Origin of the sequence: Pseudomonas oligotrophica (assembly GCF_021726475.1) — a bacterium.
In the GTDB taxonomy this organism is placed as follows: Bacteria; Pseudomonadota; Gammaproteobacteria; order Pseudomonadales; family Pseudomonadaceae; genus Stutzerimonas; species Stutzerimonas oligotrophica.
Map to the genome: position 1 here is coordinate 70,822 of NZ_JAKJRU010000003.1, position 15,160 is coordinate 85,981.

The 15,160-nt window shown below is 68.1% G+C and carries 14 protein-coding genes; 7 read left to right on the forward strand and 7 right to left on the reverse strand.

All coding sequences use genetic code 11. From position 1 onward, the window contains the following. Positions 1-33: 33 nt before the first annotated feature. From L3N39_RS07325 to L3N39_RS07340, 4 genes are all read right to left on the reverse strand, one after another. Positions 34-294: a DUF3509 domain-containing protein gene (locus L3N39_RS07325; RefSeq protein WP_237256675.1), complete on the reverse strand. Its 261-nt coding sequence runs from the start codon at positions 292-294 to the stop codon at positions 34-36. Between the two features lie 86 nt (positions 295-380). Beyond that, positions 381-638, reverse strand: a complete 258-nt coding sequence (locus L3N39_RS07330) for a YebG family protein (protein ID WP_237256676.1) — start codon at positions 636-638, stop codon at positions 381-383. Positions 639-744: 106 nt separating this feature from the next. Then, positions 745-1,209, reverse strand: a complete 465-nt coding sequence (locus tag L3N39_RS07335) for a multidrug transporter (protein ID WP_237256677.1) — start codon at positions 1,207-1,209, stop codon at positions 745-747. 70 nt (positions 1,210-1,279) lie between these two features. Then, positions 1,280-1,735 carry a DciA family protein gene (locus L3N39_RS07340; RefSeq protein WP_237256678.1) on the reverse strand — a complete coding sequence of 152 codons (456 nt, stop codon included), beginning with the start codon at positions 1,733-1,735 and terminating at the stop codon, positions 1,280-1,282. A 193-nt stretch (positions 1,736-1,928) separates the two neighbouring features. Here L3N39_RS07340 and secA point away from each other — a divergent pair, with 193 nt between their 5' ends. The 7 genes from secA to L3N39_RS07375 all read left to right on the forward strand — a co-directional run bounded on the left by secA (position 1,929) and on the right by L3N39_RS07375 (position 11,517). Next, the gene (gene secA, locus L3N39_RS07345; RefSeq protein ID WP_237256679.1) at positions 1,929-4,670 is read left to right on the forward strand and encodes a preprotein translocase subunit SecA; all 2,742 of its coding nucleotides are present in this window, start codon (positions 1,929-1,931) and stop codon (positions 4,668-4,670) included. Between the two features lie 112 nt (positions 4,671-4,782). After that, a complete protein-coding gene (argJ, locus tag L3N39_RS07350; RefSeq protein ID WP_237256680.1) occupies positions 4,783-6,000 on the forward strand; it encodes a bifunctional glutamate N-acetyltransferase/amino-acid acetyltransferase ArgJ in 1,218 nt (405 codons plus the stop codon). Positions 6,001-6,064: 64 nt separating this feature from the next. After that, a complete protein-coding gene (locus tag L3N39_RS07355) occupies positions 6,065-7,006 on the forward strand; it encodes a Nudix family hydrolase (protein ID WP_237256681.1) in 942 nt (313 codons plus the stop codon). A 168-nt stretch (positions 7,007-7,174) separates the two neighbouring features. After that, positions 7,175-7,738, forward strand: a complete 564-nt coding sequence (gene ahpC / locus L3N39_RS07360; protein ID WP_237256682.1) for an alkyl hydroperoxide reductase subunit C — start codon at positions 7,175-7,177, stop codon at positions 7,736-7,738. Between the two features lie 108 nt (positions 7,739-7,846). After that, a complete protein-coding gene (gene ahpF / locus L3N39_RS07365) occupies positions 7,847-9,412 on the forward strand; it encodes an alkyl hydroperoxide reductase subunit F (protein WP_237256683.1) in 1,566 nt (521 codons plus the stop codon). Between the two features lie 205 nt (positions 9,413-9,617). Beyond that, positions 9,618-10,739: a DUF3182 family protein gene (locus tag L3N39_RS07370; protein WP_237256684.1), complete on the forward strand. Its 1,122-nt coding sequence runs from the start codon at positions 9,618-9,620 to the stop codon at positions 10,737-10,739. Continuing rightward, positions 10,726-11,517: an alpha/beta hydrolase family protein gene (locus L3N39_RS07375; protein ID WP_237256685.1), complete on the forward strand. Its 792-nt coding sequence runs from the start codon at positions 10,726-10,728 to the stop codon at positions 11,515-11,517. The genes L3N39_RS07370 and L3N39_RS07375 overlap by 14 nt, the downstream gene beginning before the upstream one ends. 2 nt (positions 11,518-11,519) lie before the next feature. Here the strand turns inward: L3N39_RS07375 and L3N39_RS07380 are convergent, their stop codons facing one another. The 3 genes from L3N39_RS07380 to L3N39_RS07390 are packed head-to-tail and all read right to left on the reverse strand — an operon-like array spanning position 11,520 to position 15,159. Continuing rightward, on the reverse strand, positions 11,520-12,557 hold the full coding sequence (locus L3N39_RS07380; protein WP_237256686.1) for an ion transporter: 1,038 nt from the start codon (positions 12,555-12,557) through the stop codon (positions 11,520-11,522). Continuing rightward, positions 12,541-13,128: a cob(I)yrinic acid a,c-diamide adenosyltransferase gene (locus tag L3N39_RS07385; RefSeq protein WP_237256687.1), complete on the reverse strand. Its 588-nt coding sequence runs from the start codon at positions 13,126-13,128 to the stop codon at positions 12,541-12,543. The genes L3N39_RS07380 and L3N39_RS07385 overlap by 17 nt, the downstream gene beginning before the upstream one ends. Positions 13,129-13,140: 12 nt before the next feature. Beyond that, on the reverse strand, positions 13,141-15,159 hold the full coding sequence (locus L3N39_RS07390) for a sensor histidine kinase (RefSeq protein WP_237256688.1): 2,019 nt from the start codon (positions 15,157-15,159) through the stop codon (positions 13,141-13,143). Between the last annotated feature and the right edge of the window lies 1 nt (position 15,160).

Here is a 15,160-nt window from a genome sequence, read left to right on the forward strand (position 1 = left end):
GTTGCGGGTCGAGGGGCAGCCCGGCAGTTGTGCTCAGAGCGCCGGGCGCAGCTCGCCGGAAGCGCCGACGGGCGGCTCGCCGTGCTCGATGGCCAGGCTGAACTTGAGGCTGGTGATCAAGCGCCGCAGCTGTCCCTGGTCCCGCCACTGCGCGGCGCTGATGTAGCGCTTGACCGCCACGCCCTGGGCCCCGGTGAGCGTCAGCAGGATGCTGCCGTCGGGCTTCTCGATGCTGAAGTTGACGTTATAGCGGGGCTGAAAGGCGTCGCTGATCTCCTGAAACGAGCTTTTCATTCCGACGTACCTGTGTGGAAGTGGCTGCGACTAGAGACCTGCGCCGGGCGCTACAGTTTCATCGCAACCCTGCCCCGCGTCGTGGTTCAGCCCTGCGCAGCGGCCAGCTCGGTCAGTGCGTCGGGATTGCCCTTGAATGCCTTGGCGAAGACCTCGCGGTTGCGCGCCATGTAGATGCCGAGCTCCTCGGCCTCGCGTTCGTCCAGCGACGGTGCCGCGGCATGCAGCACGGCGGTCAGTGCCTCCGCCAGTTCCAGCATCTTGTCGTGACGATCGGCTTCGGCTTTATCCATGAACAGGCGCTCCAGATCCCGGCTACTGCGATAGACCACTTCTACGGCCATTGGCTACCTCGGTCAGATTGGCAAATACTGTTTATTCATACAGCATAACGATTTGGCCGGCGACGCGAAACCCCGGATTCCAGCGTCGTGCTGGCTGCGGGGCCGCTCAGTCGCCGAAGCGGCCGTCGAGGTCTTCGGCGCGAAAGGTCAGCGTGCTCGGCCGATAGCCTGCACGCAGCGGTGGCAGGGGCATGCAGGCTTCCCAGCTGGCACCGGGCTGCAGTTCGCCTGGCTCCTGGTAGTCGGGCGTCTCGAAACTGCGCTCGGCGACATTCAGGCGCGTGCCCGGGGCGTAGGCCGCCACGCGCCAGCTCAGCGCGAGCAGCGAGCGCGGGCCGTGGTTGGTCAGCTTCACCCACAGCGGCCGCGCGGCCGGGCAGAGGTCGGCGCGGTGCTGCAGCTGCAGCTCCAGCCGCGCGATCAGCCGGGCCTCGCGCTGCTCCTCGACGAGCACCCAGCCGGCCACCAGCGCCAACGCCAGGGCCGCGCCGAGCGAGATGGGGGCGGCCCGCAGCGGATAGCGAAGCAGCAGGATCAGCCAGGTCAGGACGAGCAATACACCGATCAGCATGGGCGCTCCGGTTCGATCGAGGCCCGCCTCGCGCAGGTGCGGACGTTGGCGGAGTGGGCCTGGCCCATGCTCAGCCGTCCGTGCGGCCGTGGCGGGCCAGGCGTTCGAGGGCTTCGCGTAGCCGTGGGTCGGCGATGCCCTCGGCACTGGCTCTTATATGGTCCGCCGAGGGGCCGGAGATGTCCTTTGGCCGCCGCGGCGCCGGGCGTGGCGGTTGCGGCGGCTGCACACGGAAGAGGATCCGTTCCAGCCCGGCGAAAATCGGGTTGGCCTGCAGCTGGCGTTGCAGTCGGCGCTGCTGGTAGCGCAGCCGCGTGGCCCAGTGGCCATCGGTGACGATCAGCAGCAGCGCACCGTCGCGCCAGGATGCCACCCGGCAGTGCGGGCGTGCGGCCGGTTGTAGCTGGCTTTCGACGATCTGCTGCAGCTGATCGAGCCGCTGCGCCTCGCCGAACAGGGCCCGCAGCGGCCGGGCCTCGCGCAACAGGCTTGCCGGGGCACGGGCGGGAAGTGGGCGAAAGGCCATCGTCTGGGGAATCCGAGTCTGCACGAGCCTGGATATTAGCAGAAGGCCCGTCGCTGGCAGGCTTGCCCAGGTCGCCGCGGTGCAAAACCGTGCCGCTTTTCATGAGAACGTTTCCGAGTAGAATGCCCCCTTTGCACGCAGGGCCAGCCGGCGCTGGCGTGCCTCCATCCCCAGCATGGAAACCCTTGTCGATATGTTTGCGCCTTTGTTGAAGAAACTCTTTGGAAGCAAGAACGAGCGTGAGGTCAAGCGCATGCTCAAGGCGGTCCAGGCCGTCAACGCCTTCGAAGAGCAGATGGTGTCGCTCGGCGACGAGCAGCTGCGAAACAAGACCCAGGAGTTCAAGGCGCGCCTGGAGCAGGGCGAGACGCTCGACAAGATCCTTCCCGAGGCCTTCGCCGTCTGCCGCGAGGCCGGCAAGCGGGTGATGGGGATGCGTCACTTCGACGTCCAGCTGATCGGTGGCATGACCCTCCACGAAGGGCGCATCGCCGAGATGCGCACCGGCGAGGGCAAGACGCTGGTGGCGACGCTGGCGGTGTACCTGAACGCGCTGTCCGGCAAGGGCGTGCACGTGGTCACGGTGAACGACTACCTGGCCCGCCGCGACGCCAACTGGATGCGCCCGCTGTACGAATTCCTCGGCCTGTCGGTCGGTATCGTCGTGCCCTTCCAGCCGCCGGAGGAGAAGCGCGCCGCCTATGCCGCCGACATCACCTACGGCACCAACAACGAATTCGGCTTCGACTATCTGCGCGACAACATGGCCTTCAGCCTGGCCGACAAGTTCCAGCGCGAGCTGAACTTCGCGGTGATCGACGAGGTGGACTCCATCCTCATCGACGAGGCGCGCACGCCGCTGATCATCTCCGGCCAGGCCGAGGACAGCTCCAAGCTGTACATGCAGATCAACCAGCTGATCCCGCGCCTGAAGCAGCACATCGAGGAAGAGGAGGGTGTCGTCACCCAGGAAGGCCACTACTCGATCGACGAGAAGACCCGCCAGGTCGAGCTGAACGAGGCCGGGCACCAGTACATCGAGGAGCTGCTGACTGCCGCCGGGCTGCTCGGCGAGGGCGAGAGCCTCTATTCGGCGCACAACCTGGGCCTCTTGACCCACGTCTACGCCGGCCTGCGCGCGCACAAGCTGTTCCATCGCAACGTCGAGTACATCGTGCAGAACGGCCAGGTGATCCTGATCGACGAGCACACCGGCCGCACCATGCCGGGGCGCCGCCTTTCCGAGGGCCTGCACCAGGCCATCGAGGCCAAGGAAGGGGTGAACATCCAGGCCGAGAGCCAGACCCTGGCCTCGACCACCTTCCAGAACTACTTCCGCCTCTACGCCAAGCTGTCCGGCATGACCGGCACCGCCGACACCGAGGCCTTCGAGTTCCAGCAGATCTACAACCTGCCGGTGGTGGTCATCCCGACCAACCGGCCGGTCGCGCGCAAGGACTACAACGACCTGGTCTACCTGACCCAGGCCGAGAAGTACGCGGCGATTATCACCGACATCAAGGAATGCCAGGCGCAGGGCCGCCCGGTGCTGGTCGGTACCGCCTCGATCGAGAGCTCCGAGTACGTCTCGCAGCTGTTGCAGAAGGAGGGCATCGCCCACCAGGTGCTCAACGCCAAGTACCACGACAAGGAAGCCGAGATCATTGCCCAGGCCGGCAAGCCCGGCTCGGTGACCATCGCCACCAACATGGCTGGCCGCGGGACCGACATCCTGCTCGGCGGCAACTGGGAGGTCGAGGTCGCCAGGCTGGAGAACGCGAGCGAAGATCAGGTCGCGCAGATCAAGGCCGACTGGCAGAAGCGTCACCAGCAGGTCATCGAGGCCGGCGGCCTGCACGTGATCGCCTCCGAGCGCCACGAGTCGCGGCGTATCGACAACCAGCTGCGTGGCCGCGCCGGTCGCCAGGGCGACCCGGGTTCCAGCCGCTTCTACCTGTCGCTGGAAGACAACCTGATGCGCATCTTCGCCTCCGACCGGGTGAAGAACTTCATGAAGGCGCTCGGCATGGAGTCGGGCGAGGCCATCGAGCATCGCATGGTCACCAATGCCATCGAGAAGGCCCAGCGCAAGGTCGAAGGCCGCAACTTCGACATCCGCAAGCAGCTGCTCGAATACGACGACGTTGCCAACGAGCAGCGCAAGGTCATCTACCACATGCGCAACAGCCTGCTGGCCGCCGACGACATCGGCGAGACCATCGCCGAGTTCCGCGAGGACGCGCTGGGCGCCGCCATCAGCACCCACATCCCGCCGCAGTCGCTGCCCGAGCAGTGGGACATCCCCGGCCTGGAGGCCGTGCTCTACAGCGATTTCGGCCTGCGCCTGCCGGTGCAGCAGTGGCTCGACGAGGACGAGAAGCTCTACGAGGAAACCCTGCGCGAGAAGATCATGCAGGCGCTGCTCGAGGCCTACCGCGAGAAGGAAGAGCTGGCCGGCGCCGAGGCGCTGCGTACCTTCGAGAAGCAGATCGTGCTGCGCGTACTGGACGACCTGTGGAAGGACCACCTGTCGACCATGGACCACCTGCGTCACGGCATCCACCTGCGCGGTTATGCGCAGAAGAACCCCAAGCAGGAATACAAGCGCGAGTCCTTCGCGTTGTTCCAGGACCTGCTCGAATCCATCAAGCGCGACAGCATCCGCGTGCTGTCCCACGTCCAGGTGCGTCGCGAAGACCCGGCCGAGGAGGAGGAGCGCCTGCGCCGCGAGGCCGAGGAACTGGCGCGGCGGATGCAGTTCCAGCATGCCGAGGTCTCGGCGCTGGACGAGCCCGAGCAGGAGCCGGCCGAAGCCGGGCAGGAAGGCACATCGAACGTGACGCCGATCCGCAGCGAGCCGAAGATCGGGCGGAACGAACCCTGCCCCTGCGGGTCCGGCAAGAAGTACAAGCACTGTCACGGGCAGGTGCAGTAAGCACCATCCCGCGCCAGGTATCCGCGCCGCGACCGGCCAGCAGCCGCTCGCGGCGTTTTTCTCTGTTGATCGCGCGGCCCGGGCGGCCGTCGCAAGTTGAGGAGTGCGTTCAATGGCTGTCGGTCTCGGTCCTCTACCCAAGCTGCATCCGGTTCCCGGCTTCGAGCTGGGGATTGCCTCGGCGGGCATCAAGCGTCCCGGGCGCAAGGACGTGGTCGTCATGCGCTGCGCCGAAGGCTCGCGCGTTGCCGGCGTCACCACCACCAACGCCTTCTGCGCCGCGCCGGTGCTGGTTACCCGCGAGCGCATGCAGGGCGAGGTCCGCTACCTGCTGACCAACACCGGCAATGCCAACGCCGGCACCGGCCCGCAGGGGCTGGCCAATGCCCGGCGCACCTGCGCCGCCCTGGCGAGCCTGACTGGCGTGGCCGAGGAGGCGGTGCTGCCGTTCTCCACCGGCGTGATCGGCGAGCCGCTGCCGGTGGAGAAGATCGAGTCCGCGCTGCAGGCTGCGCTGGACGACCTCGACGCCGATCACTGGGCCGAGGCCGCCACCGGCATCATGACCACCGACACCCTGCCCAAGGGCGCCAGCCGCCAGTTCCAGCACGACGGCGTGACCGTCACCGTGACCGGCATCAGCAAGGGCGCCGGCATGATCCGCCCGAACATGGCCACCATGCTCGGCTACATCGCCACCGACGCCAAGGTCGCCCGCGACGTGCTGCAGGACCTGGTGCGCGACGCCGCGAACAAGTCGTTCAACCGCATCACCATCGACGGCGACACCTCGACCAACGACTGCTGCATGCTGATCGCTACCGGCCAGGCCGCCCTGCCGGAGATCACCTCCGCTTCCGGCGAGCTGTTCGCCAAGCTCAGGCAGGCCGTGCTGGAGGTCTTCATGGAAGTGGCCCAGGCCATCGTTCGTGACGGCGAGGGCGCCACCAAGTTCGTCACCGTGCAGGTCAACGGCGGCGGTAACCACCAGGAGTGCCTGGACGTCGCCTATGCCGTGGCCCACTCGCCGCTGATCAAGACCGCGCTGTTCGCCTCGGACCCGAACTGGGGGCGCATCCTCGCCGCGGTCGGCTATGCCGGCGTGCCGAACCTGGATGTGAGCCTGATCGACGTGTTCCTCGGCGAGGTCTGCATCGCCAGCCAGGGTGGCCGTGCCGCCAGCTACACCGAGGAGCAGGGCGCTGCGGTGATGGCGCGCGAGGAGATCACCATCCGCATCGAGCTGGGCCGGGGTGATTGCAGCGAGACGATCTGGACCACCGACCTGTCCCACGAGTACGTCAAGATCAACGCCGAATACCGTACCTGAACGGTCCTGCCGGTGCGGCCTGCCTGCCGGCGCACCGCCGCCGGCAGGCCAGGAGCCTCGAGCGATGCAACGAATCCATGTAGCCGCCGCCGTGATCCGCGATGCCGCCGGGCGCGTGCTGATCGCCCGCCGCCCGCTGGACAAGCACCAGGGCGGACTCTGGGAGTTTCCCGGCGGCAAGGTCGAGGCGGGCGAGGGTGTCGAGGTCGCGCTGGCCCGCGAGCTGCACGAGGAGCTGGGGATCGACGTGACCAGGGCCGAGCCGCTGATCCAGGTGCGCCACGACTACCCGGACAAGCAGGTCCTGCTCGACGTGTGGGAAGTGCTGGCGTTCGCCGGCCAGGCCCATGGCGCCGAGGGCCAGCCGCTGCAGTGGGTCGACGCCGATAGCCTGCCGGCCTTCGAGTTCCCGGCGGCCAACCGGCCGATCGTCGCGGCGGCGCGGCTGCCGAGCCGCTACCTCGTCACGCCCGACGGCCTGGCCGCGCAGCGCCTGCTCGACGGCCTGGCGCGGGCGCTGGATGCCGGCATTACGCTGGTCCAGCTGCGCGCGCCCTCGCTCGTCGCAGCCGACTATCGGGCGCTGGCGCAACGGGCCATCGCACTGTGTGCCGGGCGCGCCCGGCTGATGCTCAAGGGGCCGCTGGAGTGGGCCGCTGATTTTCCCGAGGCTGGTTGGCACCTGACCGCGGGCCAGTTGCGCGAGGCTGTGGGCCAGATCCGACCGCTGCCGGCCGCGCGCTGGCTGGCAGCCTCCTGCCATGATGCCGCGGAGCTGGAGATGGCCACGGTGCTGGGAGTGGATTTCGTTACCCTGTCGCCGGTGCAGGCCACCGCCAGCCATCCCGGCGCGGCGCACCTGGGCTGGACGCGGGCGGCCGAACTGCTGCTAGGCTTCAACCAGCCGGCCTACCTGCTGGGCGGGCTGGCTGCCGCCGATCTCGACCAGGCCCGGCGGGTCGGTGCCCAGGGCATCGCGGCGATCCGGGCATTCTGGCCGGACTGAACCGCACGCCGAATCGCAGGTCACTGGCCATACACTTTCGATTCCGGCAGCTGTGAATTCGATAGATAACGTCAATCGGCCTTATGCCCTTAATCAATTAACAGTATGTGGATGGCTGCGCTATCGTAGGCGCCGTCAAAGTTCTGAACCCCCTAAAGGAGTTAGCAGATGTCCCTGATCAACACCCAGGTCCAACCGTTCAAAGTCAACGCTTTCCACAACGGCAAGTTCATCGAGGTCACCGACGAGTCCCTGAAGGGCAAGTGGTCGGTAATGATCTTCATGCCGGCTGCCTTCACCTTCAACTGCCCGACCGAGATCGAAGACGCTGCCAACAACTACGCCGAGTTCCAGAAGGCCGGCGCCGAGGTGTACATCGTCACCACCGACACCCACTTCTCGCACAAGGTCTGGCACGAGACTTCGCCGGCCGTTGGCAAGGCCCAGTTCCCGCTGATCGGCGACCCGACCCACCAGCTGACCCGCGCCTTCGACGTGCACATCGAAGAAGAAGGCCTGGCCCTGCGCGGCACCTTCCTGATCAACCCGGAAGGCGTGATCAAGACCGTCGAGATCCACTCCAACGAGATCGCCCGCGACGTCTCCGAGACCCTGCGCAAGCTGAAGGCCGCCCAGTACACCGCCGCTCACCCGGGCGAAGTCTGCCCGGCCAAGTGGAAGGAAGGCGAGAAGACCCTGGCTCCTTCGCTGGACCTGGTCGGCAAGATCTAAGGCCTACGCCTCGCTTGCTCCGAAGGCACCTCCGGGTGCCTTCACCCCGACGCCTGGACGCGACCCGTCCGGGCGTTTTGCTACCTGATACCCGATGAGGTGCTGTTGATGCTCGATGCCAATCTCAAGACCCAACTGAAGGCCTACCTGGAAAAGGTCACCCAGCCGTTCGAGATCGTCGCCTCGCTCGACGACAGCGCCAAGTCCGAGGAAATGCTCGCGCTGCTGAACGACATCAACGGCCTGAGCGACAAGATCAGCCTGAACACCGCCGGCAACGATGTGCGCCGGCCGTCGTTCGCCCTGGTGCGCCCCGACCGCGAGATCGACCTGCGTTTCGCCGGCCTGCCCATGGGCCACGAGTTCACCTCGCTGGTACTGGCGCTGCTGCAGGTCGGCGGCCACCCGTCGAAGCTGTCGGCCGAGCTGATCGAGCAGATCCAGGCGCTCGAGGGCGAGTACCGCTTCGAGACCTACTTCTCGCTGTCCTGCCAGAACTGCCCGGACGTGGTCCAGGCGCTGAACCTGATGGCGGTGCTCAACCCCAACATCCACCACGTGGCCATCGACGGCGCGCTGTTCCAGGACGAGGTCGAGGCACGGCAGATCATGTCGGTGCCGAGCCTCTACCTCAACGGCGAACCCTTCGGCCAGGGGCGCATGGGCGTCGAGGAGATCCTCGCCAAGCTCGACACCGGCGCCGGTGCGCGTGATGCCGAGAAGCTCAAGGCCAAGAGCGCCTTCGACGTGCTCGTCATCGGTGGTGGCCCGGCTGGCGCCGCGGCGGCGATCTACGCGGCGCGCAAGGGCATCCGCACCGGCGTCGCCGCCGAGCGCTTCGGCGGCCAGGTGCTCGACACCATGGCCATCGAGAACTTCATCTCGGTGCAGGAAACCGAAGGCCCGAAACTGGCCCGCGCCCTGGAAGAACACGTGCGCGCCTACGAGGTCGACGTGATGAACCTGCAGCGCGCCAGCCAGCTGATCCCGGCTGGCGACGACGGCCTGCACACCGTGCGCTTCGACAACGGCGGCGAGCTCAAGGCCAAGACCCTGATCCTCGCCACCGGTGCCCGCTGGCGCGAGATGAACGTGCCCGGCGAGCAGGAGTACCGCGGCCGTGGCGTGGCCTACTGCCCGCACTGCGACGGCCCGTTGTTCAAGGGCAAGCGCGTGGCGGTGATCGGCGGCGGCAACTCCGGCGTCGAGGCGGCCATCGACCTGGCCGGCATCGTCGCCCACGTCACCCTGCTGGAGTTCGGCGAGAGCCTGCGCGCCGACGCGGTGCTGCAGCGCAAGCTCAACAGCCTGCCCAACGTCACCGTGCTGAAGATGGCGCAGACCACCGAGGTCAAGGGCGACGGGCAGAAGGTCACCGGGCTGGTCTACAAGGACCGCCACACTGACGCGCTGCACGACGTCGAGCTGGAAGGCATCTTCGTGCAAATCGGCCTGCTGCCCAACAGCGAATGGCTCAAGGGTACCCTGGAGCTGTCGCGCTTCGGCGAGATCGTGGTCGACGCCAAGGGCCAGACCAGCCTGCCCGGCGTGTTCGCCGCCGGCGACGTGACCACGGTGCCGTACAAGCAGATCGTCATCGCGGTGGGCGAAGGCGCCAAGGCCTCGCTGTCGGCCTTCGACCACCTGATCCGCAGCAGCGCACCGGTGGTCTGAGGCGCCTGCCCGGCACTGCGAACCCCGCCCTGTGGCGGGGTTTTCTTTTTCCGGACGGCAATCAGCCCATTCGCCGATGCGGCCGCGGCGGCTGGATCGTTACGCCCGTCCCGCGGTCTAGATTGGGACACCGGTCCGCTCGAGGCTCGGATGAAACGCGCGCGCCAGCCGGCGCAACGCCTTACGCAGTCCAGGGAGCTGTCTGATGAACAACGAGGGTTCTTCGCACGTGCCGCGCGGGGTGGTGATGACCTACCCCAATCGCAGCCACGAACCGCTGCACGAACGCCGCGTCCATGCCGCGCTGGCCGAGCGCCTGGCCGCGCTGCTCGGCTATCGCTATGCCGGCGACTACACGCCCGGTGCCGCGCCGGCCGGCCACGTCTACCTGGTGCCGTCGGGCACCATCGTCGGCAGCAGCGAGGCGCGCGAACTCGGCCTGGAAAGCGAGCAGGACCTGTTCGGCGGGTTGGTGCCGCATCCCTTCGTGCAGACCAAGGCCATCACCCATCCGCTGGTGCGCAGCGAGGCCGACGCGCCGGTGGGCTGGTCGCGCGAGTTCTGCGCCGAGGTGCGCGACAGCGTGCTGCCGGGCTACAGCGCCTTCACCCTGGCCGATGCACGGGATGCCGGGCTGCGCCTGCTGCATGACGGCCCGCTGCGACTCAAGCCGGTGCGCGCCACCGGCGGGCGCGGGCAGGTCGAGGTGGCGGACCAGGCGGCGCTCGACCAGGCCCTGGCCGAACTCGACGCGCATGAGCTGGAAACCTACGGCCTGGTGCTGGAGAGCAACCTCGACCAGGTGACCACCTTCAGCGTCGGCCAGGTGCGGGTCGGCGAGCAGCTGGCCAGCTACTACGGCACCCAGCGGCTGACCGAGGACAATGGCGGCCAGCAGGTCTACGGCGGCTCCGACCTGGTAGTGGTCAGCGGCGATTTCGATGCCCTGCTGCGCTGCGAGCTGGACGATGCCACGCGCCTGGCGATCCGCCAGGCGCAGGTCTACGACCGTGCCGCGCGCAGCGCCTATCGCGGCCTGATCGCCTCGCGGCGCAACTACGACATCGCCCAGGGCGTGGACCCGCGCGGGCGCCTCTGCTCGGGTGTGCTGGAGCAGTCCTGGCGGATCGGCGGGGCGAGTGGTGCGGAGATCGCCGCGCTGGGACTGCTGCGCGAAGACCCGGCGCGGGTGGTGCGCGCCGCGACCCGCGAGTGCTATGGCGAGGGCTGTGCGATCCCGCCGAACGCCGAGGTGCTGTTCCGCGGCGAGGATGCCGAAGTCGGATTCCTGACCAAGTACGTGGTGCTCGAGCATGGCAACCCATAGCGAGGCGGTCGACATCCTGGTCGACGACGAACACATCGCCGGGACCTTCCTGACGCCGCCGCCGCGCATGCCGGGCGTGCTCTTCGTCCATGGCTGGGGCGGCAGCCAGGAGCGCGACCTGGCGCGCGCGCGCGGCATCGCCGGGCTGGGTTGCGTGTGCCTGTCGTTCGACCTGCGCGGCCACGGCCAGACGCTGGCGCAGCAGCAGACGGTGACGCGCGAGCAGAACCTGCGCGACGTGCTGGCCGCCTACGACCTGCTGGCGGCGCACCCGCACATCGACCCGGCCGCCATCGCCGTGGTCGGCACCAGCTACGGCGGCTACCTGGCCGCGCTGGTGAGCGGCTTGCGCCCGGTCAAGTGGCTGGCCCTGCGGGTGCCGGCGTTGTACCGCGACGACGACTGGCGCGTGCCCAAGCGCCAGCTCGACCGCGCCGTGCTCGACGAGCTGCGTGGCAGCCGTGTGCTGCCTACCGAGAACCAGGCGCTTGCCGCCTGCGCGCGCTTCGAGGGCGACGTGCTCATCGTCGAGTCGGAGAAGGACCACCTGGTGCCGCACCAGACCATCATGAACTACCGCGCGGCGTTCCAGAAAACCCACTCGCTGACCCACCGGATCATCTTCGGCGCCGACCACGCCCTGAGCGACGAGCGCTGCCAGGAGGCCTATACCTCGATCCTGGTCAACTGGGCCACGGAGATGGTCATCGGCGCGCGCCTGCACGAGCGCTCGGCGGCCGGCTTCCGCGCGGTGGACGAGGACGAGGCGCCGGGCTGAGTTCAGCCTGGCGGGGTGGGCGGCGGGTTGGGGCCGACGAAGCGGCTCCAGCGGCGGTCCAGCACCTGCTGCTTGAGCACCTCGATGATGTCCACCAGCACCTCTTCCAGCGCCAGGTCGGTGCGTTCGTCCTGATACAGCCAGGCGTCGAAGAACTCGTCGGCCAGGCGGTTGGCCAGGGCCTGGAACTGCGGGCCGCGCAGGCCGTCGACGCTGGCCTGGATCAGCCGCGTGGCGATGTCCGCCAGGGCCTCGTCCAGGCTGTCGGCCAGATGCCCGCCCAAGGGCAGGCGCCGCAGGCGGCGCAGCTCGGGATTGTCCTGCAGTGCACGGTGGATCAACTGGCCGACATAGCCTTCGATATCGCCGCGGTTGTCGCGGTAGCCGGTCTCCAGCATGGCCTGCAGGCGCCGCGCGACATCGGCGATCAGACGCTGCTTGCGCGGCCGGATGACGTCCTCGATCAGCCGGCGCGACAGGTCGTCGGTACTGCCGAGCTCCTGCTGCAGGCGGCCGAACAGGCGGACCATCACGCGGTCGGCGAGCTCCTCGATCAGCAGCAGGTAATAGCGGTTGAGCACGCCGTAGACCGGCCAGCCGCGCATGTCGATCAGGCCCAGCCGCTGCAGGCGGACCAGCAGCGCGCCGACCCGCAGCACGCGCAGCCAGCGAAAACCCGACAAGGGGATGCAGCCGAGCACGTCGTACCAGTGGGCGAAGGGGTAGTAGTACCAGCGTGCGTAGCGGCGCTCGCACAGCGCCACGGCCCAGCCGAGCAGCACGTCGAAGATGAACACCGCGACGAAGGCCAGGTCGATGAGCGCGAAGTTGGCGTGGATGCGCTCGGCATAGAGCGCGTGGGCGCCGGGTGCCAGGCCGGCGAGCAGCTGGCTGACCGGCGGAACGGCGAACAGGCTGTCGAACACGATCAGCCCCAGGTTGAAGCACACCAGCAGCACCACCAGCGCTTCCCAGGCGGCATGCAGCGCCTCGCGGGTGCGCCGGCGCCGGTCGAGCGGCGGGTCAGTCGTGCGCGGCATCGTGCGCGGCGGCCTGCCAGAGCACTTCGGCGCAGCCCTGGCGGCGGGCGATCAGCCGGGCCGCGACGAACAGCAGGTCCGACAGCCGGTTGAGATAGGCCAGCAGCGTCGGGCGCAGCGGCTCGCTGGCGTTGAGCTGCTGGCAGCGGCGCTCGGCGGTGCGGGCCAGGCTGCGGCACAGGTGCGCCTGGGCGATGAGCCGCGAGCCGCCGGGCAGGATGAACTCCTTGAGCGGGCCGAGTTCCTGGTTCCAGCGGTCGATCGCCGCCTCCAGGCGTTGCACCTCGGCCTCGCCGAGCGCCTGGTAGTCGGGCATCGCCAGCTCGCCACCGAGGTCGAACAGGCGGTGCTGGCACGGCGCGAGCACCGGGATCAGCTCGTCCAGCGCGGGCCAGCGGATCTGCGCCTCGGCCAGTTCGGCGAGCAGCAGGCCGAGGTGGCTGTTGAGGCTGTCCACCTCGCCCATGGCCTCGACGCGCGGGTGGTCCTTGGCCACCCGGCGGCCGTCGCCCAGGCCGGTTTCGCCGGCGTCGCCGGTGCGCGTGTAGATCTTCGAAAGTCGGTTGCCCATCGTCTGTCCTTGTCAGCTGGAGGCCGGCTCGTTGGCGGTAGCCAGCGGTAAACGCAGGGTGAAGGTGGCGCCCTGGCCGGGTTGCGACTGGACCTCCATCTGCCCCTTGTGGTTGTTGGTGATGATGAAATACGAAACGGAAAGGCCCAGTCCGGTTCCCTGGCCTACTTCCTTGGTGGTGAAGAACGGCTCGAAGATGCGCGTGCGCACCGCCTCGGGAATGCCGCCACCGTTGTCTTCCACCTGGATCTCGACCCAGGGCGGCTGCAGGCGTGTGCGCAGGGTGATCTGCCCCGGCGCGTCGCGGTCCTGCTTCTGGTGGATGGCTTGTGCTGCGTTCTTCAGCAGGTTGAGCAGGACCTGCTCGAGCTCGTTGCCGATGCAGGGGACGCGATCGACCCGCGGGTCGTAGTCGCGCACGATGCGGATCGCCTTGAAGTCGAAGCTGTCGAGCAGGGCGAAGTCGTTGCCGGCGATTTCCAGGGCCTGCTCGATCAGCGCCGGCAACTGGCATTCGGCCAGCTGGCGGTTGCTCATGCGGCTGAAGCTGAGCATGTGGCTGACGATCTTCGCCGCCCGCGAACCGGCGTGCTGGATGCCGTCGAGCATCTGCGGGATCTCGCGCCGCTGCAGGTAGCGGTTCACCGCCTCGAGCTGCACGCCGGTCTCTTCGGCGGCTTCGCGGTTGCGTTCCAGTTCCGGCGACAGGCGCCGGCGGATGTTCTGCACGTTGTGCAGGATGGCGCCCAGCGGGTTGTTGATCTCGTGGGCCATGCCGGCCGCCAGGCTGCCGACCGAGAGCATCTTCTCGGACTGCACCATGATTTCCTCCATGCCCACGCGCTGGGTGATGTCGTCGATGCGGATCACCACGCCGCGCCCGCCGGCGCCGCTCAGCGGATAGAAGGTCAGGGTGTAGTGGCGCGACTCGTCGTTCAGCGTCCAGGTGACCCGCTCGATCACTTCCACCTCGTGGCGTTCGGCGGTACGGCGGATCTGCGCCAGGTAGGGCTTGAGCGGCTCGAAGGCGATGAACACCGGCTGGTTCAGCGCATCGTCCAGCGGGGTGCCGGAGAGCACGCTGGCCTCGTGGTTCCACTGGGTGACGTAGAGCTGCTCGTCGAGGGCGATCAGCGCCGAGGGCATCGAGTCGATGATGCTGTTGAGGTAGTTCTGGAAGCCGGTGAGCTTCTGCTCGATCTTGCTGCGCACCTGGACTTCCAGCTCCAGCCGGCGGTTGGAATTGCGCGTTTCCTCGGCCAAACCCTGGGCCTGGCTGAACGCGGCCTGGGCGTCGTCGCGGGCGCGCTTGAGCTGCTGCTCGCGGGCCTCGATGCGCGACAGCATGGTGTTGAAGGCATCGCCCAGCCGGCCGATCTCGTCCTCGTTGCCCGGCGCGGCCCGCAGGCCGTAGTTCTCCTCGCGGGTGACCTGGCGCGACAGCGCCTCGAGGCTGCGGATCGGCTGGGTGATCAGCCGGCGGATCTGCCGCGCCACCAGCAGCCAGAGCAGCAGGCTGATGAGCAGGATCGCCACGCTGGCGGTCAGCGTGCCGGTGTAGAAGGCGCCGGGCAGTTCGCTGCTGATCACCAGCAACAGGTGCGCCGGCGGCCCGTCGGCCTGTGGCAGGTCGGTGAGGAAGCTGGCGCGAATTTCATTGGCCCGCCAGCGGGCGACGTCGTCGATGCGCCCGGGCAGTACCAGTGGCTGGCCGCGTTGCAGCTGGGCGAACAGGTTGCCGGCCGGGTCGTAGATCGCCGCCACGCGCAGCGGCGGGTAGTCGCCCAGGCGCTGGAGGAAGTCGTTGGCCGCCTGCGTCGAGGTCAGCACGCTCCGGCTCAGCTGCGGGGTGGCCGACAGCGCGCCGATGGTGTGCATCGCCTGGGGTGCCACGCTCTGCCGCGAGATCCAGTAGGCGGCGCTGATGAAGGCCAGGTTGGAGACCAGCAGCACCGCCGCGAGCAGGGCGAGCAGGGCGGTCAGCAGCTTGCGACCGACCGGCAGATTGGCGAGGCGCTGGCGCAGGTTCATC